The 23,049-nt window shown below is 44.0% G+C and carries 19 protein-coding genes; 11 read left to right on the forward strand and 8 right to left on the reverse strand.

Translation table 11 applies throughout. From position 1 onward, the window contains the following. The first annotated feature begins 38 nt into the window (after window positions 1-38). The 4 genes from QTN95_RS10720 (at window position 39) to QTN95_RS10735 (ending at window position 5,719) form a co-directional block, all read left to right on the forward strand. The gene (locus QTN95_RS10720) at window positions 39-1,385 is read left to right on the forward strand and encodes a magnesium transporter (protein WP_331417475.1); all 1,347 of its coding nucleotides are present in this window, start codon (window positions 39-41) and stop codon (window positions 1,383-1,385) included. Window positions 1,386-2,113: 728 nt separating this feature from the next. Then, on the forward strand, window positions 2,114-3,352 hold the full coding sequence (gene codB, locus QTN95_RS10725) for a cytosine permease (protein ID WP_331417476.1): 1,239 nt from the start codon (window positions 2,114-2,116) through the stop codon (window positions 3,350-3,352). Window positions 3,353-3,361: 9 nt separating this feature from the next. Then, window positions 3,362-4,639, forward strand: a complete 1,278-nt coding sequence (locus QTN95_RS10730) for a cytosine deaminase (RefSeq protein WP_331417477.1) — start codon at window positions 3,362-3,364, stop codon at window positions 4,637-4,639. 630 nt (window positions 4,640-5,269) lie between these two features. Continuing rightward, the gene (locus QTN95_RS10735) at window positions 5,270-5,719 is read left to right on the forward strand and encodes a dCMP deaminase family protein (protein WP_331417478.1); all 450 of its coding nucleotides are present in this window, start codon (window positions 5,270-5,272) and stop codon (window positions 5,717-5,719) included. 109 nt (window positions 5,720-5,828) lie between these two features. Here the strand turns inward: QTN95_RS10735 and QTN95_RS10740 are convergent, their stop codons facing one another. Then, complete coding sequence (locus QTN95_RS10740; protein WP_331417502.1) at window positions 5,829-6,920, reverse strand: sensor histidine kinase; 1,092 nt, start codon at window positions 6,918-6,920, stop codon at window positions 5,829-5,831. Between QTN95_RS10740 and QTN95_RS10745 the strand changes: the two genes are divergently transcribed. Both QTN95_RS10745 and QTN95_RS10750 read left to right on the forward strand, forming a co-directional pair. After that, the gene (locus QTN95_RS10745) at window positions 6,900-7,226 is read left to right on the forward strand and encodes a hypothetical protein (RefSeq protein WP_331417479.1); all 327 of its coding nucleotides are present in this window, start codon (window positions 6,900-6,902) and stop codon (window positions 7,224-7,226) included. The two genes, QTN95_RS10740 and QTN95_RS10745, sit on opposite strands and share 21 nt — an antisense overlap. 337 nt (window positions 7,227-7,563) lie before the next feature. Further along, window positions 7,564-9,000, forward strand: a complete 1,437-nt coding sequence (locus QTN95_RS10750; RefSeq protein ID WP_331417480.1) for a glyceraldehyde-3-phosphate dehydrogenase — start codon at window positions 7,564-7,566, stop codon at window positions 8,998-9,000. A gap of 195 nt (window positions 9,001-9,195) precedes the next feature. Here QTN95_RS10750 and QTN95_RS10755 read toward each other — a convergent pair whose 3' ends face one another. Beyond that, the gene (locus QTN95_RS10755) at window positions 9,196-9,402 is read right to left on the reverse strand and encodes a hypothetical protein (RefSeq protein WP_331417481.1); all 207 of its coding nucleotides are present in this window, start codon (window positions 9,400-9,402) and stop codon (window positions 9,196-9,198) included. Between the two features lie 100 nt (window positions 9,403-9,502). Continuing rightward, window positions 9,503-11,275: an amidohydrolase gene (locus QTN95_RS10760; RefSeq protein WP_331417482.1), complete on the reverse strand. Its 1,773-nt coding sequence runs from the start codon at window positions 11,273-11,275 to the stop codon at window positions 9,503-9,505. A gap of 296 nt (window positions 11,276-11,571) precedes the next feature. Between QTN95_RS10760 and QTN95_RS10765 the strand changes: the two genes are divergently transcribed. Together QTN95_RS10765 and QTN95_RS10770 are read left to right on the forward strand one after the other, a co-directional pair. Next, a complete protein-coding gene (locus QTN95_RS10765; RefSeq protein WP_269375683.1) occupies window positions 11,572-12,057 on the forward strand; it encodes an acyl-CoA thioesterase in 486 nt (161 codons plus the stop codon). 123 nt (window positions 12,058-12,180) lie between these two features. Next, window positions 12,181-12,426 (forward strand): hypothetical protein, encoded by a 246-nt coding sequence (locus QTN95_RS10770; RefSeq protein WP_269375684.1) that lies wholly within the window; start codon window positions 12,181-12,183, stop codon window positions 12,424-12,426. A gap of 336 nt (window positions 12,427-12,762) precedes the next feature. On the opposite strand, the gene malG is transcribed toward QTN95_RS10770, so the two are convergent. The 3 genes from malG to malE form a co-directional block, all read right to left on the reverse strand. Beyond that, window positions 12,763-13,653 (reverse strand): maltose ABC transporter permease MalG, encoded by an 891-nt coding sequence (malG, locus tag QTN95_RS10775; protein ID WP_138973193.1) that lies wholly within the window; start codon window positions 13,651-13,653, stop codon window positions 12,763-12,765. 12 nt (window positions 13,654-13,665) lie between these two features. Then, window positions 13,666-15,240: a maltose ABC transporter permease MalF gene (malF, locus tag QTN95_RS10780; RefSeq protein WP_331417483.1), complete on the reverse strand. Its 1,575-nt coding sequence runs from the start codon at window positions 15,238-15,240 to the stop codon at window positions 13,666-13,668. A 74-nt stretch (window positions 15,241-15,314) separates the two neighbouring features. Continuing rightward, window positions 15,315-16,496: a maltose/maltodextrin ABC transporter substrate-binding protein MalE gene (gene malE, locus QTN95_RS10785; protein ID WP_331417484.1), complete on the reverse strand. Its 1,182-nt coding sequence runs from the start codon at window positions 16,494-16,496 to the stop codon at window positions 15,315-15,317. Window positions 16,497-17,149: 653 nt separating this feature from the next. Between malE and malK the strand changes: the two genes are divergently transcribed. Then, on the forward strand, window positions 17,150-18,268 hold the full coding sequence (gene malK / locus QTN95_RS10790) for a maltose/maltodextrin ABC transporter ATP-binding protein MalK (protein WP_138973190.1): 1,119 nt from the start codon (window positions 17,150-17,152) through the stop codon (window positions 18,266-18,268). A gap of 226 nt (window positions 18,269-18,494) precedes the next feature. On the opposite strand, the gene QTN95_RS10795 is transcribed toward malK, so the two are convergent. Further along, window positions 18,495-19,325, reverse strand: coding sequence for a phosphate ABC transporter substrate-binding protein (locus tag QTN95_RS10795; RefSeq protein WP_138973189.1), 831 nt, complete (start codon window positions 19,323-19,325; stop codon window positions 18,495-18,497). A gap of 172 nt (window positions 19,326-19,497) precedes the next feature. Between QTN95_RS10795 and QTN95_RS10800 the strand changes: the two genes are divergently transcribed. Further along, window positions 19,498-19,851 carry a DUF3024 domain-containing protein gene (locus tag QTN95_RS10800; RefSeq protein ID WP_331417485.1) on the forward strand — a complete coding sequence of 118 codons (354 nt, stop codon included), beginning with the start codon at window positions 19,498-19,500 and terminating at the stop codon, window positions 19,849-19,851. Window positions 19,852-20,281: 430 nt separating this feature from the next. Further along, complete coding sequence (locus QTN95_RS10805; protein ID WP_331417486.1) at window positions 20,282-20,893, forward strand: response regulator transcription factor; 612 nt, start codon at window positions 20,282-20,284, stop codon at window positions 20,891-20,893. Window positions 20,894-20,976: 83 nt separating this feature from the next. On the opposite strand, the gene rnb is transcribed toward QTN95_RS10805, so the two are convergent. Continuing rightward, window positions 20,977-22,983 (reverse strand): exoribonuclease II, encoded by a 2,007-nt coding sequence (gene rnb, locus QTN95_RS10810; protein WP_331417487.1) that lies wholly within the window; start codon window positions 22,981-22,983, stop codon window positions 20,977-20,979. Window positions 22,984-23,049 lie beyond the last annotated feature (66 nt).

Consider the following 23,049-nt stretch of genomic DNA (forward strand, 5'->3'; position numbering starts at 1 on the left):
TGATAAACAGAATCTCCGTATAAACAACGAGGTAGTTAGTGAGCCAGTTCCAAGATCTCTCCACCCTTATTGCGCAGATCGCGCAAGCAGATGAAGCCGATCAGATTAGCATTCTTAATAACGCGATCGAACTTGGTTTAGATTCCGGCTCTATTGCACTGGTTCTTGAAGCCTTTCCCCTAGAGGATCGTGTGCGTTTATGGCGCAGTCTCCCTCTTGAACTTCATATCGATGCATTGACCGATGCCCGTGCTGAAGTACGTCATTCTATTATCGACCAGCTTTCTGAAACCGAGTTGAAGCTAACTCTAGCAAAACTCGACAACTTATCGCTTATCGAATGGGCCGATTCTCTTCCTGAAGAGATCATTAATGAAGCCTTGCAGTTAATCGAGAAAGACGAACTTGAGCTCTACGACCAAGCAAACCAGTACCAAGACGATGAATTAGGTCGTTGGGCAGAACGTAAAGTGGTGACATTACCTTTTAGTATTTCGGTCGAAAAAGCGAAAGGGTTGATGGAGCGATACAGCTATGATGCACCGCAAAAAATCTACTTAATCAATAAAGCTAAACAGTTTCGTGGCATGGTAAGTTACATTGATCTACTCCGTGCCGATCCTGTTGAGAGACTGAAAAATCTCGCATTAGACAATATCGTGCCCCTCAGTGCTAAGCTGAGTTTGGCGGAAAGTATCGATGCTTTGGAGCACTCCCCTCTACCCGTTATGCCCGTTACTGACGAATCACAATTGCTGGTTGGTGAAATAGATTGGCAATTTGCTCTAAGCAGCCAACGTGAAATCTACGAAGCGCGATTAATGGCCGGTACCGGTATGGACGAAGGCGATGACCTGTTCGCTCCAGTTGTAAAGAGCTCACAGAAACGTGGGGTTTGGCTTGGTATCAACCTAATGACGGCGATTTTAGCCTCTGTCACCATCGGGTTGTTTGAAGATGTCATCGCCCAAGTCGTGGCATTAGCGGTTCTAATGCCGATTGTTGCCTCAATGGGCGGTATCGCAGGTAGCCAAACCCTTACCCTGATGATCCGCGCTATGGCTCTTAACCAGATCACAACGGGTAACCGTTGGGCGCTACTTAAAAATGAAATTGGCATTGGTTCGATCAACGGACTGCTGTGGGCATTGATCATCGGCGCGATTGCTGGCTTATGGTTTCAATCATCAATCCTCGGGGCAACGATCGCCTTAGCCATCATAGTCAACATTATTACCGCTGCTATGTTCGGGGTGCTGATTCCAATCGCACTGGATAAACTTAAGTTGGATCCCGCTCTTGCGGGCTCTGTAATCCTCACCACAGTCACGGACGTCGTTGGCTTCTTTGCTTTTCTTGGCACAGCGAGTTTGGTCATGCTGTAAAGGCAGAATTAGCAAATATGATATTAGTTGCATTTTGCAATTTCAATATGCAAAAAGAAAGCGTAAATATCTGCAAATACCCGCCGTTTTAGCGCAATTAGTCGCTATTAAAACTGGCACATATACTGCGATAGTATGCTTGACCCTTTTTAAGCCGAGGGTCACCTAGCCAACTGACGTTGTTAGTGAACCTGATTTGTTCACATTTATAGCGGCCAATCTCCGAACTTGAGATTGGCCTTTTTGTTATATGAAGAACTGACTCAAACCATCGGCTCTCTACATCAGAAACATTCTTTTTTTAACCTTTAAACCAAATCCACCCAACAAGCCAACATTAACACCACTCAAAGATCGAAAATTAACCACCCATATTAGAACAAAGCGCAACGATGATAAGAAAACGTTTGCTTATCTGAAGATAATGGCTAGCACCAGCAAACACTAATTACAGAATGCCATATATGGCAACTTATACAAAAAATTCATATTTGTGTGAAATTAATCAGATTTAAGTTCAACTAAATTCATCTTAAATGTGAAATAAACATAAAAAAACAAAACCAATAACGCATTGTTTTTAATGTACTTAAAATAAACATATAAGGAATTTATTCAAAAAAATCACCTAGAGAATTGACAGCAAATTAAATATCAACATAATACGCGCCGTTTACCTAAAATATACTGACAAATTTTCATCATCATTCTATTTGCGGAGGTTATAGATGGCTGCGGACAATAACTACAGTCTTGGACCAGTACCGGACACAGCGAGAAAAGGCGTTGCTTCACTGACCATGGTCATGTTGGGACTGACATTTTTCTCCGCAAGTATGTGGACAGGCGGTTCACTTGGTACGGGGCTCTCATTTGACGATTTCTTCCTCGCAGTCCTAATTGGTAACCTCATTCTTGGCATTTACACTTCTTTTCTCGGCTACATCGGCGCTTCTACTGGTCTCTCTACTCACCTTCTTGCACGTTTCTCATTTGGTACTAAAGGCTCATGGCTTCCATCCGCTCTATTAGGTGGCACTCAAGTGGGCTGGTTTGGTGTCGGTGTTGCCATGTTTGCCATTCCAGTTCATAAAGCAACGGGAATTGACACCAACACCTTGATTATCATCTCTGGCCTGTTAATGACTGTAACGGTTTACTTCGGAATTAAAGCGTTAATGGTACTTTCAGCGGTTGCGGTACCCGCAATTGCTATCCTTGGTAGTTACTCTGTGTCTATGGCAGTAGACAGTGTTGGCGGATTGGCACAACTGCAACTTATTGAGCCTGAAACCCCGATGGACTTCTCAGTGGCGTTGGCAATGGTAGTAGGTTCGTTCATCAGTGCTGGTACCTTGACCGCCGATTTCGTTCGTTTTGGTAAAAAGCCAGCTGGCGCGGTACTGGTGACCATGGTGGCGTTTTTTATTGGTAACTCACTGATGTTTATCTTTGGTGCAGCAGGAGCGGCGGCAACAGGTCAAGCGGACATTTCTGATGTGATGATTGCGCAAGGATTACTGATCCCGGCTATCATTGTTCTGGGTCTAAATATCTGGACGACCAATGAAAACGCCCTATATGCATCGGGACTAGGCTTCTCTAACATTACAGGCCGTTCAAGCACCATAATGTCTATAGTCAACGGCATAGTAGGAACGATATTCGCTTTGTGGTTATACAATAACTTCGTCGGCTGGTTAACCTTCTTATCGACTGCAATCCCACCAATTGGCGGCGTAATCATTGCTGACTTTATCATCAACCGTAAACGTTATGGAAACTTTGCAAATGCCCAATTCAAAACCGTTAACTGGGCTGGTATTGTTGCTGTAGCCGTTGGCGTTGCGGCAGGTAAATTTATTCCGGGAATAGTACCGCTAAACGCTGTACTTGGCGGTGCACTTTGCTACGCACTTCTAAACCCACTATTCAACAAATACGCGCTGAAAACACAAGCAGCGTAAGGAAGCATCATGACAACGCTATTGATCAAAAACGTAACACTACCAGACCAAGAGGGTTTGAAGCAGATCCTGATTGAAGACGGTCAATTTAAGCAGATCTTAGACAACGATGCTGATTTGGCTTACCAAGGAAATCTTCTCGACGCAGAAGGTGGATTAGCTGTTGCGCCGTTTTGTGAACCACATATTCACTTAGATACCACCCAAACCGCAGGTGAGCCTAACTGGAACATTTCAGGCACTTTGTTTGAGGGGATTGAACGCTGGGCTGAGCGCAAAGAATTGCTTTCTATTGACGATGTCAAAACACGCGCTAAACAGACTCTGAAATGGCAAATTGCCAATGGTGTCCAACACGTCCGTACCCACGTTGACGTATCAGATCCAACACTGACTGCGCTAAAAGCGATGGTTGAGTTGCGTGAAGAGATGAAACCATGGGTTGATATTCAAATCGTCGCTTTTCCGCAAGAAGGAATACTCTCCTACCCAAACGGTAAAGAGTTGATGGAACAGGCAGTACAATTAGGTGCCGACGTGATTGGCGCAATCCCTCATTTCGAGTTCACTCGCGAATATGGCATTGAATCTCTGCATTATGCCTTCGAGTTAGCACGAAAATACGATTGCCTGATTGATGTTCACTGTGACGAAATTGATGACGAACAGTCGCGCTTTGTAGAAACCTTAGCAGCGCTCGCGCATAAATATCAGATGGGTCACAAGGTGACGGCAAGTCATACCACGGCTATGGGGTCATACAACGGTGCTTACGCTTCTCGCCTGTTCCGTTTACTGCGTATGTCTGGCATCAACTTTGTTGCGAATCCTTTGGTCAATATTCATCTTCAAGGACGCTTTGATGATTACCCTAAGCGTCGCGGTGTCACGCGAGTTAAGGAGATGCTGGCAGCCAATATCAATGTCTGCTTTGGGCACGATGATGTATTTGACCCTTGGTATCCGTTGGGCACGGCGAATATGCTACAAGTGCTTCACATGGGGCTGCATGTTTGCCAGGTGATGGGTTACGAGCAAATCAACAACAGTTTAGATCTCATAAGCACCAACTCAGCACGTACGCTGAACATTACCGACAAGCATGGCATCGAAGTCGATAAACCTGGGAGCTTGCTGATTCTACCTGCTGAGAATGGTTTTGATGCCGTCCGACGCCAAGTTCCTGTTCGATACTCTGTACGCGCAGGTAAGATCATTGCACAAACTCAACCTGCAACAACGGAAATACATTTGGATAGTACTGAAAGCGTGACGTTCAAACGCTAAGAAAACCCCACTAAGCTTTCGCCTAGTGGGGTCTATTCTTACTCGCAGCAATCCGGCTACTAATAGGTGCTCCCTGCATCTATTCCTTGATAGTACGCTGAATCCTTCAGCACTTTCCTTATCATCGCCTTCCTAGCGGTGTCCTTCGCTTTCCATGCCAATTATTCATCCTGAATAATCGAATCTTCTTCCTGAAGATGACCTATCCTTGGGTCTTTCCTGTTCCGTGTCTGCATCCTGCCGACGAATTAAGACTAAGCGAACGGTATTTTTTCACAACGGGTAAATTTTCATTTTTGATAACTTTTCCTTTGCTCAAGAAACATACAAAACACTTAATATTAATAAGTTACGATTAACTTTACTGTTTTTCTCAAACAACCAAGCTCTCAATGCTCACGACCTCGTGAGAGATCTCGCACAAGGTGACAGGCGCATCACTGCATTCTTCTATTTTGATAAAGTGACTTGGGTCACTAAGCCTCCTTGTACGAGAGTGAATCCACCAAACAGCAGCGCTTTTTTCTGGACTAACTGCACTTAAATTAGGATATTATGACCAGATCAATATCACAGAACTCAATTAACCTAGTTCAATTCTAGGCCGATATCTTTTAGAGGACAGACTCAATGATTTCTAAGTGGGCTCAACGTTTTTACCAAATGGCGGAATTAGTCGGCTCTTGGAGTAAAGATCCGTCTACTCAGGTTGGCGCCGTTATTACTAAACAGAACCGAATTGTCTCTGTGGGTTTCAATGGCTACCCGCACGGTATTTCCGATAGCGCGATGACCGATGATCGAGAGATGAAATATTTGAAAACGCTTCACGCAGAAGAAAACGCCATTTTGTTTGCTAAACGTGATTTAGATGGATGTGAAATCTGGGTAACTCACTTTCCTTGCCCGAATTGCGCCGCTAAAATTATCCAGACAGGTATTTCCGCAGTCCACTGCCCTGAGCAAACAGCTGACTTTCTATCCCGTTGGGGAGACAAAATCACCGTAAGCCAAGAGATGTTTTTGCAAGCCGGCGTAAAGTTGAACTGGCTGCCATTGAGCGAACTTGGTCAACCTTAATTAAAATCTAAGGTCTCAAACAATTGTTGTGATTTGTAGGGTTTAGGCAGATAAGCGTCCATACCAACGCCAAAACAATTCTGAATTTCTTCAGGCAATACGCTAGCCGTCAAGGCAATAATCGGCGTGTAATACTGCCATCCTCTTGAGTAAATGGCTTGAAAATTTCACTCAGCTTTTCCTGTGAAATGCCTACCCCACTGTCAGCAACATGACAAACGAGGAACCCTTCCTGTGCTGCCACTTCAATACTGACCGATCCCTGTTGGGTGAACTTCACCGCATTACTGAGCAAGTCCATCAGAACTTGTTTAAAGCGAAAGTCATCGATATCAATATGGTTAGGAAGATCATCCGCGAACTCAACTTTCAATTCGACGTCCTGCTTTAGCGCTTTTGAACTAATCATATTAATTGTGTCAAACACCATTTCTCGTAAACTGACGCTGTGAATTGATAGCATCAGGTTTCCAGATTCAATCTTAGACAAATCTAAAATATCGTTGATCAGCACTAGCAGGGCATGAGACGAGGTATCAATGTCCGACAAAATCTCTTTCTGGCTGCTCGATAGATGGCTAGCCGAGAGTATTTCCGCCATGCCAATAATTCTGTTTAGGGGCGTGCGAATCTCATGGGACATATTGGCAAGAAAGATACTTTTTGCTCGGCTGGCTGCCTCAGCGTCTTCTTTTGCCATTACCAGTTTTTGTTCATACTCTTTTTGTTGTTCTATGATTTGGTTGAGCTCGCTGTTGATTCGCATCAGGGTGCTATATCCCCAGGTAAACATCACAGTAAAAATGGTAACGCCTAAAATTGCGATTAACCACAGTGCTTGCTCCGCGTTGCTGATGGCGTGTTTTAGTTCGGTTTGCAACTGCTGGGTGAAAAAAATCAGTTGTCGGTCTTTAACCAGCAGGCCTTGCTGAAAATCTCGGCTAGCCAAAATGTCGAGTAGCACATCGATCTGCTCAGAGTCCGCGCCGAGATTAATAAATTTGTCCAAATAGAACTGCTGCCTTTCACTGATACGAAAGTACTCCTCCGCATAATCTGTGTATACCCAACCGAACCAGTTGATTTCCTGAGTCAGCCAAGCCTCTCTCTCCATCCAGTAATAGAGCCAACTCAAATCAGAAAGCACCAAATCTAAGCTGTGAATCGCAATAGAAGAGTTATGGCTAGCCAGTGGTTGCACTTTCAAGCAGAAGCTATCTTAACCAAGGATATTAGTGCTAACAGGTATGCGGGGCTAGATTACAGTTTGGGGAAAACCACACCTTATATTCAATATAGTCAGGCTCGGGTTTCAAGAACCAGCGAAAGCTACTTAGCCGGATTTCGTTATGACTGGACACCACAAATCAATACATCTCTCGAATGGCAACGGTTCACAGGAGAGCAAAACGTGATCAGTGGACAGTTTACTCAGTTGCAAGATCCGAGCAAACCGCTCGCGTCTAAAGTCGATGTCGTTTCCGCGGGTGTATCGTTTACCTTTTAAGTGTATTAATCAACTTTGATCACATACAGACGAGATAAGTCGCATTCTTGTTACATATTTTATGTGCGACAAGTATTTTTCATCACGAAATAAGCCACATCCTTTAAAAATGTCAATAGGCGATCCCTCGTACTCATTACAGTATTTTTCGCCAAATCACCCTCAATCTATAGCCTTTAGGTCTCATATTAATTTTACTAGCAGAATAAGATGTTAGGCCTTACAATCCTGCCGCATAAAAATTACAAAAATAATACATAGTTTATTTATCTCTACCTGCTCCCCTACAACAGCAAAGTAGAGTCAGTCCCCAAAACGTGAAAGGTCCAAACGAAACATGAGTCCAGAGAAACATCTTTTAGACTGGCAAACTAGCCAAACGATTGCGGAATCTATTTCTCCCCTGCTTGGTCAGCTTTACCGTCAGAAAGGCGTAGAAGTTTTACTTTTCGGTAAAACACTAGTCAACGCGGCAACCATTGATATCATCAAAACTCACCGTCTAGCACGCCGTTACACAGGTACTTCTCTTACCCCAGAACAAACTCTTCCACTGATTAAAGCGCTATCTGAAATGGAACTGTCACCATGTCGTGTCGACGTTGGTCAGCTTGCGCACGAGTTCTGGAGAGGACGAGATGATGAGCATGGAGTAAAGGATTTCCTTCACACTTCTCTAATGGGTGCTATGGATGGCAAGAGCGTTACGGAACCACGTGACGTCGTGCTTTACGGCTTTGGTCGTATAGGCCGTCTGCTTACTCGTCTACTTGTTGAGAAAAGCGGCCCAGGCTACCCACTAAGATTAAAAGCCGTTGTCGTTCGTGGTGGTAAAAAAGGCGATCTAGAAAAACGCGCGAGCTTGCTACGTCGTGATTCTGTTCACGGTCAGTTCAATGGCAGCATCATTGTTGATGAAGAGCGCAAAGCAATCATTGCAAATGGCAACTTTATCCAGTTTATCTACGCAAACAAACCACAAGAAATTGATTACACCAGCTATGGCATCAAGAACGCTCTCGTTGTTGATAACACAGGTGTATGGCGTGATGCTGAAGGTCTGAGCCAACACCTAGAGTGTAACGGCGCAGAAAAAGTTCTGCTGACGGCTCCAGGCAAAGGCGACATTAAGAACGTTGTGTTTGGTGTTAACGACAGCGTTATTCAACCTGAAGACACGATTATTTCTGCGGCGAGCTGTACAACGAACGCTATTACTCCGGTACTAAAAGCGATCAATGATAAATACACTGTCACTTCTGGTCACATTGAAACCGTTCACTCGTTCACTAACGACCAAAACCTAATAGACAATTTCCACTCAGGAGAGCGCCGTGGTCGTAGCGCTTCGCTAAACATGGTATTGACTGAAACGGGTGCAGCGAAAGCGGTTGCCAAAGCACTACCTGAACTAGCAGGTAAGCTAACTGGTAACGCAATTCGAGTACCAACTCCTAACGTCTCTATGGCTGTTGCAAACCTTAACCTAGAAAAAGGGACTAACAAGGAAGAGTTGAACAACTACCTACGTGAAGTCGCTCTGACCTCTGAGCTAGCGGCCCAAATCGATTACACTGAATCTACTGAAATCGTATCAACAGACCTTGTTGGTTCTCGTTTTGCTGGTGTCGTTGATGGCGCGGCGACGATTGCTCAAGATAACCGTTGTGTTCTGTACATTTGGTACGACAACGAATTCGGCTACAGCTGCCAAGTTGTTCATTGTATGGAACAGATGATGGGTGTTCGTTACAAAACGTTCCCTACAAAATAATCTCGCGGGATAAATAAGCGGGTTCTATTGAATAGAGCCAGCTTATAACAGAATATCGCTCTCACCTTCTCGGGAGCAAAACTCCACAACACTAATACCTATAATAATCCCCCGTAGTTGCCACTTCTGTTTTATGGAAGTGGCCTTTTTGTTTTCACCACGGGAGAGTATCAAGTGCCGTCTATGCTACGGTTTTTATTTGGAGACTTCTTCAAATTCACCCTCAATAACGTTTTTACGATTACCTTGGCTGAACATAGGGTGGTTCATTTTAATTGCTCGTTCGAGTTTTTTACCTGTAATAAGCGCCGCTATCGTTAGCGGTATAGCTAGAATCAAGCCAAATATGAGGGTAAATAAACCGATGAAAAGCGCAAATACGCCAGTAATCATTCTATTCATAATCAATCCTCTATTAAGTTAGCTTTAGCTTAACGAACTCAAATGAATCAAACATGAACAGAAGTTTTAAAAAAACGCCCAACAGTGTTGGGCGTTATTGTTACTTATCGATTGGGAATAATTTGCTTTCAAATACCGTCGCGTAAACGGGTATATCTTTAAGATTGTGTACATCCACTTTGTACGGGTCTTGCTCTAGAATCGTAAAGTTCGCCACTTTACCTACTTCAATACTGCCCAGACTGTCTTCCATTCCCCAAGAGTATGCCGCTTCAATCGTAATACCACGAAGTGCTGCATCCAGTGACAAGGCGAGATCCGGACGCAGGGCTTGTCCTTGGTTTGTTTGACGTGTTACAGCGCTCCACGCTAACAACAATGGATCTGATGGAGCCATAGGCATATCAGAGTGAAGTGACACAGGAATTCCTTCTTTCTCGATCGTGGCTAGGCGCACCATAGAGTGAGCTCGCTCTTCACCTAGACCCACCTCACCAAAACGTTGGCCAAATCCAGTAACGTAATATGGATTGACGCTGATAATAGCCCCTAACTTTTTCAACTCTTTGATCTGTTCATCGGTCGAGTTTGCAAAGTGAACGATTGTAAAGCGGTGATCATCACGAGGATATTCAGCCTGACGACGCTTCATAATCTCTATTAGTTTTTCAACACCTTCGTCACCATTTACGTGTACGAGGATCTGGTAATCTTTTTCCCAGAACGCTTTCGTAATGGCTTCCACATCTTCTGGTGTTTGGATCCACTCTCCATGGTGACCATCCAAGTAGCCATCTTTCATTTTCATCAGCTGTGAAATGATTGCGCCATCAAACAAGATCTTAATCTGCTTGTCGAAATAACGAACTTTTCCCTCTTCCGGTAAGGTTTTAGTCACCTCTTCGACCGCTTTAACCACTCCTTCTTTACCCTTCATTAGGAAAGGCGTTTTGCTCTCAGGAGTGAAGAATGAATACATAGGCGTCGATTCTGCGCCTAATATTCTCAGATACGTTTCTGTCATCTCGGCTGGGATAAATGCCCCTGGCTCATTGTAGGCTGTGACGCCTTTTTGATGCAGCATCTCAACCATCTGATTTAGACCAAACTCGAATCTTTCCTGATTGCCAAGATCTTTGTAGATACGTGGCAGCAAGTAAATAAGCGCCCCACCTTCCCAGAAATGGCCGTTAGCAAGATCAGATTGCCCTTGCACTTCAGTGCCAAGTGTATCTATATCCTGTTGATTTAGACCATAGCGTTCGACAAAGGCGCTATTAACATAGAACTCGTGCGCCGAACGGTGCCAAACGGCGATCGGGCGAGTTTTGGAAACGCTATCCAGTACCTGGCGATTTAACTCACCATGGAAAAAATTGTTATAGCCCCATGTCCAAAGTACCTCATTGGGATCAGTCAGTTCAGCCTCAACCGTTTTGAGTGCAGCTAGATATTCCTCATGACCTTCAACAGCTGGCCATGTGCGGCTTGGAAGTTGCCACTCTTCTGGAGCGATCACTGGCATGCTCAATGTAAGAGCACCTAAGAAGGGGTGAAGATGTTGCTCTATAAAGCCTGGCATAATCACTTTATCACCGAGATCAATCACTTTCGCGCTCGGATAAAGTGCTTTCGCCTTATCTTCTTGACCAACAAATAGAATCTGACCTTGATCATCAGCAAACACGGCTTCCGCTCTCGGCTGCTCGTCGTTCATGGTAATCACAGAGCCCCCCAAGTAAAGCGTACCTGATGGCGCGGGTGAACTGTTTGCAGTATCAACTTTGTCTGCTGGGCTGCATGCACTTAATAACGCAGACATACCGAGTACCGCAGCAGCCAAATATGTTTTTCTAGCCGTAAATAACTTCATATTATCTCTCTTACTTATCTATTCGAATCCTGCATCAAAACAAACGATTTTCTTGGCAGACGATTTCATAACTGACGCGTATTTATCCACATTTAACAAACAAATAATGTAGGGCAATACCTCATTCCCTACGCGTATCAAAAATGAGACTTCTTAAATCTGCATACGACTACAATATCAGGCTTGAGACCTTGTTTTTGCGTCTAAACTCCAATAGATGTTGCAGATAATTGACAGTTTTGTTATCTAGTATTTTAACGAGTCGCAAACACACCTATAACAATAAGGATTGACAGATGAGTACTGGTCAACGAGATATAACCTTACGTTTTCTAGCTGAGCCCGGAGATGTTAACTTTGGCGGTAAAGTCCATGGTGGCGCCGTAATGAAATGGATAGATTTAGCGGCATATGCTAATGCTGCCGGATGGAGTGGTAAGTATTGTATTACTGCCTACGCAGGCGGAATTCGCTTTGTTCAACCTATTCATGTGGGTAACTTGGTCGAAGTCAGTGCCAAAGTGATTTACACAGGTCGAAGCTCCATGCATATCGCAATCGATGTACAGGCTTGCGATCCTAAAGAGCTCAAAAATCGTCTTACAACTCACTGCATCGTGATAATGGTAGCAGTGGATGAAACAGGTACACCAACGTCTGTTCCAGAATGGATTCCAGAGACACCTGAAGACATCGAATTACGCGACTCAGCCATCCGTCTGATGAATATGCGCAAGCAGATCGGTGAAGAGATGGAAGCTCACGTCAAGTATCTGAAATAACCCATTCAACACACGGTTGTGATGGCAGAGAGTGTTTTGGCACCACAACCCAGCCTCTGTCATTTTTCTTTCATGTTTCTTTGTTTAAATCCTTGAGCACAGAAACAATTGAAGGAATAGACCTTGAACCTGAGTCAAACCACATTGAGTGAAACAACGCTGTTAAACCTTAAAGCGATCGAATATCAATGGGTGAGAACAATGTACGTTGAAGGGTATAACGACACAGAGATTAACCACTATATTCGTACTTGCTTCGGTGGTGATGAGCTGTTTGCTGATCTCTTTCGCAAAGTAGCGTTATCACAGGAAAGTATCTACGTGCTTCTGCAACATTTAGGCTGTGCGCCTTCTAACCGCGAGCTATAAACCCTAGCATTTCTGTGCTTTTTGCCGCAACTATCTGCAACGCCTCTATGCGTTGCATTTTGTAATCACCGCCTCCTCGCAACACAGCTATTCGACCCTGCCGTTCCATTTTTGCCTCCGTATAATCCCTTGGTAGCTGAATTTCAGGCATAAAAATACCCGGACAAGCCGGGTAATGGTTACAAAAACTGTTAGTAGTCAATAGTAAGGAATCTAGCTAACAGCCAGCTATGCGTAACGCCAGTTATGCTCTCTTCTTAACTGATCGGCGGCCAAACCAAAAGTGTTAAGCAGAGAAACAAATGGGCGACCTTGCGGTCGCCCTTATCGTTCTTATTAACCTTTCACACCACCGGCGGTCAATCCTCCGACCAACCAGCGCTGAGCAAGTAAGAATACGATGGTTATTGGTAAGGCAGACAGTACTGCTGCCGCTGCAAAATCGCCCCACAAATAGTTTTGAGGGTAGAGGTATTGCTGCATACCAACCGCTAATGTGTAAGAGTTTACATCAGAAAGTAGCAATGACGCCACAGGAACTTCTCCTACAACACCAATGAACGACAGAATAAACACTACCGCAAGAATTGGCACAGAAAGAGGGAGTAGTACCAATCTAAACGCCTGCCAAGGTGTCGCGCCATCAAGAGCTGCGGCTTCTTCCAATGAGGTGTCAATCGTTTCAAAGTACCCTTTGATGGTCCAAACATGCAGTGCGATACCACCAAGGTAAGAGAAAATTAGACCACCGTGTGTATTCAAACCAAGGAACGGAATGTACTGACCCAACTTATCAAACAGCGCATAAAGTGCCACAAGGGCTAGCACGGCTGGGAACATCTGAAAAATCATCATTGCTTTCAGAATCGTTTCTTTGCCTTTAAAACGCATACGAGCAAAAGCGTACGCTGAAGTAGTAGACAGAGCCACAATAAGCACAGATGTAATACCCGCAACTTTCACAGAGTTCCACAACCAAGTAAGAACAGGGAACGGCGGTGGTGTAACCGAGCCATCAGCGTTTGTAACAGAGAAACCTAATGCCAGTTTCCAGTGCTCCAGTGACGGATTATCTGGAATCAGACTACCCGTTGCGAAGTTACCTTCACGGAATGAGATCGCAACCACCATCAGTAGTGGGAAGATAATCGCTGACAAGAAAATCCATAGGGCAATATGCGTCGCCCATACGCGGTATTTAAGTGACTTACCTTGTACCATTGCCATTGTCAGTACTCCTTAATCTTGAGACAGCTTAGTGAAGCGTAAGTTGAGTAGTGCCAATCCACCAACCAATAGGAAGATAAGCGTTGCGATAGCACTTGCCAGACCAAAGTCCTGACCACCACTACCTTCAAAAGCGATACGGTAGGTGTAACTTACAAGTAGGTCAGTGTAACCCGCTGGCTCAGAAGTACCAATCATGTTTGGTCCACCTTGAGTCAACAACTGAATTAGAACAAAGTTGTTAAAGTTGAACGCGAAACTCGCAATAAGTAACGGAGTAAGCGGCTTGATCATCAACGGTAATGTGATAGTACGGAAGTTATCAAAGAAATTAGCACCATCAATTGCCGAGGCTTCGTAAAGGTCATCCGGAATCGCTTTAAGCAGACCCATACACAGAATCATCATGTAAGGGAAACCTAGCCAAGTGTTAACGATGACTATCATTGCCTTCGCCGTTAGCGGGTCTGAAAACCACGATGGACTGATACCAAATAGTGCTTCTAGTACCATGTTGATCTCACCAAAGCTTTGGTTAAACAAACCTTTAAAGATTAGGATTGAGATAAACGCTGGCACTGCGTAAGGCAAAATTAGCAACACTCGGTAGATTGCACGACCCTTAATCTCCTCCCATTGAACGATACTCGCAAGTACCAGACCAATGATCACGGTCAGACCAACGGTCAACGCTGAGAAAAGAATTGTCCAAATGAAGATGCTGACAAACGGTTCTTTAATACCTTCGTCTTTCCAAACTCGCTCAAAGTTCTTCGCACCAATGTCGACGACAAAACCAGGAGATACCGTCGCACCAATAAATTGGCCGTTCTCGTCAATAGGCTGGTAGAAACCAATCTCCATGTTTGGACGTAGAGTTTCACCAGTACGGTTGTTGTAGAGCGTCTCGCCGTCATCTTGCATCGTGTAGAGCGGTACAACCGCAGCAAACTTACGTAAGCCGCTCATGCGGATATCGTCACCATTTGGAAGGTGCAGGTCGAGATTACCCAGTGCCACTTTGTGGCTGATAATCGTCTTAATTTGTTCCTTGTCACCCTCAATCGAGTCAACAGGCTTCAAATCCATATCGCTTGCTGTCAGGGAAGCAAGGTCAAAAACATCAGTTGCTAGCAGTTGATCACCCTTCTTAATTGAAAGAAGGTGACCTGTCTCTGTTTTATACAGAGTGAATGGATAGCTATCACCACTTTGGAATGTACGATCCATCAGCACCACTTGGGCACGGTCAAATGAAAGTTGGTTTTTCGCACTGTAGTTAGTGAAAGCAAGACTGACCGTGTAAGCAAGAGGGAACAGGATGAATAGAATCATGCCTGCGATGCCTGGATAAATGTAACGGTGTGCGTATGTCTTTTTACTACCAAAAATGTACAACGCCAGAGCGGTTAAAATAAGGGTAAGTAGCGCAAAAGCCGTCTCACCACGAGAATACATAAGAACGGTTGCGTAACCATTAACAATACCAACAGAGGCCAATACGCCCCATTTGATGAGTACGCTTTTACTTGATGGCAAGCTCGTTGTTGTAGATGGCATAACATCTGTACCTTGAACTGACTGCATAAGAGAACCTGCTAGCGATAATAAAACTTGAAAAGGAGGAGAGGTTACCCTCTCCTCAAAAGGGTATTACTAAATTATTTGGTCATTTGTTTTTCTGCATCAGCAAGTGCTGCATCTACAGTTTGGCGACCGTCAACAACGTTAATGATTGCGTTTTTAGCGGCACCCCAGAATGCGCCCATTTGTGGGATGTTAGGCATGATTTCGCCATTCATTGCGTTGTCCATTGTGGCTGCAATACGCTTGTCAGCATCAAGTTCACGTTGGAATGAGTTAAGAGCAACCGCACCAAGTGGTTTGTCGTTGTTTACTTTACGTAGACCCTCGTTGGTTAGTAGGTAGTTCTCAATGAACTCAACCGCGAGATCTTTGTTTGGTGAAGCAGTGCTGATACCAGCAGTTAGTACGCCAACAAAAGGTTTTGAAGATTGGCCGTTGAACTTAGGTAGCGTTGTTACACCGTAGTTAATGCCAGACTTTTCAATGTTACCCCAAGCCCATGGGCCATTGATTGTCATTGCTGTTTTACCTTGGTTGAACGCTGACTCAGAGACAGAGTAATCCATGTCTGAAGAAATCACGCCTTTGTCGACAAGACCTTTCACAAAGTTCATTGCGTCTTTAACGCCATCTTTCGCGATACCTGCATCTTTCACATCGTAGCCAGCTGCACCATATTTGAATGCGTAACCGCCATCAGCTGCCATTAGAGGCCATGTGAAGTACGGTTCTTTCAGGTTCCACATGATTGCGGATTTGCCATCTGCTTTTAGCTTAGCGTCTAGAGCCGCGACTTCTTCCCAGCTCTTAGGTGGATTTGGTACAAGATCTTTGTTGTAGATAAGAGATAGAGATTCTACCGCTACTGGGTAGCCGATTAGCTTGCCGTTGTACTTAACTGCATCCCAAGCAAAATCGACAATACCTTCTTTAAGTTGTTTTGACGGGTTCACTTCAGCCAGTAGACCCGCTTCTGCGTAGCCACCGAAACGGTCGTGGGCCCAGAACACAATATCAGGACCGTCGCCAGTTGCAGCAGTTTGTGGGAACTTGTCTTGAAGTGCGTCAGGGTGAGCAACTGTTACCTTGATACCAGTATCTTCTTCAAACTGTTTACCTACTTCAGCAAGTCCATTGTAGCCTTTGTCACCATTGATCCAGATCGTTAGTTGACCTTCTTCGATAGCAGCATTTGCGCCAAATGAGCCAAGAGCAACAAGAGTTCCTAGTGCTACTGTGCTTAGGGCATTTTTCATGTTCATATCCTTTTTATATTTGTGTTGTAGGGCTCAACCAGAGGCTTCACCGTATTTCAGCAGTTATTTTCAGCCAAACGAATCAATGGCTCATCCTCCTACTCCCTACGCCCTCGCTATTATGGACTATTTTCGTGATCTCCATCGATACAGGTTAGCGACCTAAGTCACAAATCAACTCTCGAACGTGATCGAACTCTATATAAATGCAAGCAATAATTTGAACTCGATCTCTTTGTGCTTTCTCATCCCTTGATAACCTCATCCCCTCCTACTCCCCCTACAATTATTGCGTATAGGAGGATGTCGCTGACCTCATTTTTCCGCAAACTGCAGTCATCCAAGAGTGGATGGTAAGAACCCTTTCCAGTAAGACATGAATCATGTCACTGGTTGCAACGCCGCGAGGGTTTGCTAAGAGTACACAAGTGACATAGGTATTCAGGTAACTGATTCAACCGGGGGAGACGCTTGTGTTACACGGGGGAAGCAAACTTGACTTTGGCTTGATGGGTGTCGCGAGGAACTCCTTCACCCATATTTTCTTACCTGTAAAAAATCCATTTTCTTACCTAATTCCTACTATTATTGCCTTGTCCATAATTCATATAATGATAGGCAGTAAAATATAAAATTGATCGAGGACGAGCTAGATGGCGAGTGTCACGTTAAAAAATGTATGTAAAGCTTACGGTGACTTACTGATTTCAAAGAATGTAGATCTAGACATTCAAGAAGGTGAGTTTGTCGTATTTGTTGGTCCATCAGGCTGTGGTAAATCTACACTGCTACGCTGTATCGCTGGCTTAGAGGACATCACTTCCGGCGACCTATATATTGGCGATGAACGAATGAACGACGTTGAGCCATCAAAGCGTGGGGTCGGCATGGTGTTCCAGTCGTACGCACTTTATCCTCACCTAAACCTTTACGACAACATGTCTTTTGGTCTCAAACTTGCCAAAGCGGATAAAAACGAAATAGATAAACGCGTTGAACACGCAGCCGAAATCCTCCAGCTCAGTCATCTTCTAGAACGTCAACCAAAAGCGCTTTCTGGTGGTCAGCGCCAACGTGTTGCAATCGGGCGAACACTCGTTTCGCAACCCGATGTATTCCTACTAGACGAACCTCTGTCTAACCTAGATGCTGCGCTTCGCGTACAGATGCGTTCAGAGATCACAAAGCTACAGCGCAAACTGGGCTGTACCATGATCTATGTAACGCATGACCAAGTAGAAGCGATGACCATGGCTGACAAAATCGTGGTATTGGATGCTGGTTTTGTCTCTCAAGTGGGCAAGCCTTTAGAACTTTACCACTACCCACAAAACCGCTTTGTTGCAGGCTTCATTGGCTCTCCTAAAATGAACTTTATGAGTGTATTTATCGAAGCCGTTGAGAAAGAGCGCGTTATGGTTCAGTTGGCAAACGGGACGACTTTCTGGATCCCTGTCGATGGCACGACAGTGACGCGTGGTGAACGTATGTCACTGGGTATCCGTCCTGAACATTTACTACCGTCAAATCAAGGTGACGCAATCATTGAAGGTGAAGTCAATATCGTTGAAAAACTAGGTAACGAGACACAAGCTTATCTACATATCGATGCCGCTGATGCAGACATGATCTTCCGTCAACCGGATACCCTAGCGGTTGAACCAGGTGATAAGTTATCGGTAGGCATTCCAGCTCACCGTTGCCACTTGTTCCACAGTGACGGCAAAGCATGTCGTCGATTGTATAAAGAATCTGGAGTGGAGCTCGACTAACAAGTCTGCTCATTAAAACTCCCGCTGATAGAAAGCCCCTACTCATAGGGGCTTATTTAATCTCTATAGGCGATCATCATTGTTTCAGCCATACCTAGCCCTGTTTTCTTGTTTTGTAACGAGGTTTCAGCATAAGGCTACGCTGATTAACTGATGTAGCTGATCAGATCGTAACTTCCTGATTTAGTTCCATCAAATTACCCAACAAAGTCGTGGAAAATCGCTATTACTTCTGTTTTTTGTCTCTGATGGAGGTATAACCGTACTCATCAATCAGATTTTTCGCTTCATCTTCCGCCAAGTAGTGTACAAACTCTTGAGCGCTTTCGCTCAGACGACTTTGATCGTAAAGCACTAAGAACGGGCGGGCCAATCCATACTTCCCTGACGCAATGTTATTGGTATTAGGATCGACTCCCTCAAACTGAATTGCTTTAATCGAACTATCTACCGAACCCGTTGAAATAAAACCAATCGCCTGCTTGTTATGGTTAACGATCGTTTTAACCATACTATTACTATTAACGACTAAGTTATCTGGATTGATATCCGAGACCATTCGACCGTTAATCGTCTTAGTTAAGCCCATTAAGCTTTCAAAGCTATAACGCGAACCTGAAGACGCTTCTCGCGTTACCACAGCGATTTTTTGGTCACTACCACCGATCTGCTTCCAGTTAGTAATCTTGCCCTTGTAGATATCAAACAACTGATCTCGTGTCACATTGTCAACCATATTCGACTTATTCACGACAACGGCGAGTCCATCGTAAGCAATTGGCATCACCGTCAATGATTCAGTTTGTTCACTCTCAGTCAGGTAACGCGAGCTCATTCCTATGTTTGCAACACCCTTATTAACAAGCGTGATTCCCGCACTTGAGCCTACACCTTGAACCGCTATAAAGCTTTCAGGGTGAGTGGCATTGAATTTTTCCGCTAAGACATCCATGATACGTGCAACAGAAGTTGAACCTGATACGTTTACTTCTTTCGCAAATATTGGCGCTGAAACCAATGATGTAGATAAAAGTGCAGCCAGCGCAATGCGAATCATATTTTTCTCCTGATAGTTGATAGACTCGAGTTAACCGACCTCATAATATTTCCATAAGATGACAATTTTGTGAAAAACTGGGCAGATAAATAGTTCTGATGTAAATAGTATCTGTATGCATTAGGTATTCTGCTCTGATTAGAATACAGCACATTACTGAAGTGAGAGTGCAATGGGATTAGTAAGTTTGCTACAACGTCAGGTTGAAAGTCGTGCAGAGTCGATCTGTAAAGTGAGAAACCAAAACACACCAGCCGAGTTAGGTAAAGCCCGTTACGAGGTCACCAATAACGGTGTCATCTTCATAAAACAGCATTTCTTACTCGATTCAGCTCACTGCGATTACATGGATTATATTGCGAAACTATCTTGGTGCGCCAATGCCCAACGTTGGCAGTTGTTCATCCCCCATGAAACTCAAATAGACTCCTGGATACCTTACCCATTTCTGCCTCACAGTACCGACTTGACCGCCCTGATACGAGAAATAGATAAAGATCCCAAACAGATGTTCTGGAGTGATTGATATCGAGCGCATTCCATTGCCCAATAAACAAGGCCACTGTGAATAAAACACACCAAAATTAAATAGAATGATATTTAGTTAAGTCAACTGAAGCATTTTCATTGTAGGCTAATTTGACATTTATCAGCCTTTTACTCTAGAAACCAAAATCCTACATTTCTCATCCTCTTTGTGTAGGAAATATCGTATTTAATGCAAAACTATAAATGTTACCCCTATAAATCAGATCATATTCCATAAAGGTATTATAGAATATCACATGCATTAATATGATCAGTTGAGCAAGAATTGACATACATGAGCCACATCTAAATAAGGGTAAAGCAATTACTAAATTACCTATATCAATCATGTAGTTAATGTTTTTATTCAACTCACGTAACAGTAGCACTAACTAAAAAGAAGTAATACTATGTTTAGAAGTAATGGAATGGAAAAACACACCGTCCTTATATATGATGACCACCCTATCGTGTGTGAGTCACTTAAAATCATCTTATCCCGAATTAAATCGGTTGATAATATTGTCTGTACTAGCAATTACAAACAGGCTATCAGCATTATCTCTTCACATGAGTTTGATCTATTAATCTTGGACGTCAACTTAGATAGCGCCGATGGATTTCAGTTTTTCCGACGAGCAAAATCTCACGGATACAGTGGAAAAACTGTGTTTTTCTCCTGTAATAGCCAAGACTACTGCTCTAAAGTCGCTTATGAACTGGGAGCAAATGGCTACATAGATAAATCAGAGGGTCAGGACGTTATTATTAACGCCTTGGAAACGGTACTGAGTGGTTATAACTTTTTCAAGTCAAATCAGAGAGATATATCATCTAAGACACCCAAACTATCCAATCGGGAAGTGATGGTATTGAACTACTTATTGCAAGGAAAATCGAATAATGACGTATCGCATATTTTGGGGTTGAGTCCAAAAACAGTGAGTACATATAAGCGAAGAATCTTAGACAAATATGGCGTATCAAGCGTTATTGAGTTAATTGAAGTTAGTAAGCGAGAAGCAATTACTGGTGATTAACCTTTTTCGAGAATAAAAAATATGCGCAACGGTTATTTGAAATGCCAGTTAGACGACTGGCATTTTTTCGCAGGTAAGAAAGGTTACGAATCTGTCTCAGAAGCGGCCTCTTCTACACACTCTAAGTCAGCAAATACTTGAGTAGGTTTGGCAACTAAACTTCGCGTATCCTGATTAACTTCCGTTAACACCACTTCAAGAACATCACCCAAACGGTATGTTAGTTCTTTGTCGACAGAAACTGTGCCCATGTCACCGTTGCAATCCAGACGCTCTTTATTGGCTAAGATGAGAGAACCAGGGATAAAGGCTGCGGCACCATTCTCTAATAAACGAACACGCATGCCTGCACGGTTGATATCAAAGATTTCACCTTGGAATTTGGTTTCTTTCGCTGGCTCTTCCGCCAACGTACGAGCATATAGCCAGTCACCAACGTTACGTTCAGCAATCTTGTGGTGCTTTCTATGAATCGCCAACTCTTCGCCAACGGTTTCATCTGCAACTTGCTCAGGTTCTTTGCCTAAAATATACGCTTTCAACATACGATGATTGATCATGTCACCATACTTACGAATTGGTGAGGTCCAAGTCGCATAAATGTCTAAACCCATCGCATAGTGTGGTAACGGCTGATTGCCCATTTCACTGTAACTTTGAAATTTGCGAATGCGGTTGTCCAAGTAACTCGTCTCTTGTTGGCTTAACCAACGACGTAACTCAGCAAAGCCTTCCAACGTTGCCACAGAATCTACAGTGAACGGCAAATCGCCTTCTGCATTGACGAACGAGATAACATCTTGGATTTTCTCAGCTTTAAAGCCAGAGTGAGTGTTAAACACACCTGAATTAAACGCCTGCTTCAGTGTACGTCCTGCGCAAATATTGGCGGTAATCATCGCTTCTTCAACCAAACGGTTCGCACTGCGGCGCATATCGGCATGAATCGCGACCACATCGTTGTCTTCACTGAGTTCAAATCGATAGTCAGGACGATCAGGGAACACCACTGCATTCTGTTCACGCCACTGTGCACGAGCCAATGAAAAGTCGTATAAGTCACGGACAACTTGGGCCGTCACTTCGCTTGGTTGCCACTCATTGGATGAACCAGACTCTAACCAATCAGACACATGGTCGTACATTAGGCGTGCATGAGACTTGATATTGGCGGCAAAGAACTGGATATCATCCGCAATCACACCATCTTGTCCGACGGTCACAGTACAGCAAAGTGCTGGGCGAACTTCATCTTGCATTAATGAGCATAATTCATCAGCAAGGTCTCTCGGCAACATTGGGATATTGCGTCCAGGTAAATAGATAGTAAAACCACGTTCGCGTGCCACCTTATCCATTTCACTGTCTGCTGAGATATACGCGGTTGGATCCGCAATAGCGATAGTGAGTTCAAAATCACCGGATTGAGTTCTCTTTGCATACAGAGCATCGTCCATATCTTTGGTAGAAGCGCCATCAATTGTGACAAACGGAATGTGAGTCATATCGATACGTTCTAGATCGGCATCATCTTTAATTTCCCAGTGTTCAATACCAGCAGGTTCACTATTGGGTAAATCATTCTGAGCCAGTGTTACCCACCAAGGTGCGATCTTATCGTCCGCATCGGTGATTTTGTGGCTAATCTCGACAAAGAAACCATTGTCACCTTTTAGCGGGTGGCGAGTTAAATGACCGACGACCCAGTCGCCCTCTTTTAGATCATCGCTTTTAATACCTTTGCGTGTCTTCGCTTTTAAAGCCAGCTTTTTAAACTGCGGATGATCGGGGGTGACATTTAGGTTGCCTTTGATCAGTTTCACGCGACCAATAAAACGAGTTAGACCTTGCTCAATCAGCTCCTCAGGTTCCGCTACTTCACGCTCTTTCTCTGTACGGATAATGGCTTTGACTTTGTCACCATGCATACATTTCTTCATATATGGTGGTGGAATAAAGAAGCTCGTTTTACTGTCGACTTCTAAGAAGCCGAAGCCTTTCTCAGTTGCCTTAATCGTGCCTTCTTTCTTAGGAAGCGTTTCTTGAATTTGCTGCTTGAGTTGAGCCAGTAGAGGGTTATCTTGAAACATCTATCTTGTTTTACCGAGTAAGTATCTAACCAAAAAAATTCCGCCCACTATATCACTGTGTCTATA

The sequence above is a fragment of the Vibrio sp. M260112 genome, assembly GCF_036533775.1.
Classification (GTDB): Bacteria; Pseudomonadota; Gammaproteobacteria; order Enterobacterales; family Vibrionaceae; genus Vibrio.

Excerpts from the sequence above, each read along its gene's own strand:
- codB (WP_331417476.1), top strand. The coding sequence starts at position 2,114 with ATGGCTGCGGACAATAACTACAGTCTTGGACCAGTACCGGACACAGCG.
- QTN95_RS10730 (WP_331417477.1), top strand. The coding sequence starts at position 3,362 with ATGACAACGCTATTGATCAAAAACGTAACACTACCAGACCAAGAGGGT.
- QTN95_RS10735 (WP_331417478.1), top strand. The coding sequence starts at position 5,270 with ATGATTTCTAAGTGGGCTCAACGTTTTTACCAAATGGCGGAATTAGTC.
- QTN95_RS10745 (WP_331417479.1), top strand. The coding sequence starts at position 6,900 with ATGGCTAGCCAGTGGTTGCACTTTCAAGCAGAAGCTATCTTAACCAAG.
- QTN95_RS10750 (WP_331417480.1), top strand. The coding sequence starts at position 7,564 with ATGAGTCCAGAGAAACATCTTTTAGACTGGCAAACTAGCCAAACGATT.
- QTN95_RS10755 (WP_331417481.1), bottom strand. The coding sequence starts at position 9,402 with ATGAATAGAATGATTACTGGCGTATTTGCGCTTTTCATCGGTTTATTT.
- QTN95_RS10760 (WP_331417482.1), bottom strand. The coding sequence starts at position 11,275 with ATGAAGTTATTTACGGCTAGAAAAACATATTTGGCTGCTGCGGTACTC.
- QTN95_RS10765 (WP_269375683.1), top strand. The coding sequence starts at position 11,572 with ATGAGTACTGGTCAACGAGATATAACCTTACGTTTTCTAGCTGAGCCC.
- malG (WP_138973193.1), bottom strand. The coding sequence starts at position 13,653 with ATGGCAATGGTACAAGGTAAGTCACTTAAATACCGCGTATGGGCGACG.
- malF (WP_331417483.1), bottom strand. The coding sequence starts at position 15,240 with ATGCAGTCAGTTCAAGGTACAGATGTTATGCCATCTACAACAACGAGC.
- malE (WP_331417484.1), bottom strand. The coding sequence starts at position 16,496 with ATGAAAAATGCCCTAAGCACAGTAGCACTAGGAACTCTTGTTGCTCTT.
- malK (WP_138973190.1), top strand. The coding sequence starts at position 17,150 with ATGGCGAGTGTCACGTTAAAAAATGTATGTAAAGCTTACGGTGACTTA.
- QTN95_RS10795 (WP_138973189.1), bottom strand. The coding sequence starts at position 19,325 with ATGATTCGCATTGCGCTGGCTGCACTTTTATCTACATCATTGGTTTCA.
- QTN95_RS10800 (WP_331417485.1), top strand. The coding sequence starts at position 19,498 with ATGGGATTAGTAAGTTTGCTACAACGTCAGGTTGAAAGTCGTGCAGAG.
- QTN95_RS10805 (WP_331417486.1), top strand. The coding sequence starts at position 20,282 with ATGGAAAAACACACCGTCCTTATATATGATGACCACCCTATCGTGTGT.
- rnb (WP_331417487.1), bottom strand. The coding sequence starts at position 22,983 with ATGTTTCAAGATAACCCTCTACTGGCTCAACTCAAGCAGCAAATTCAA.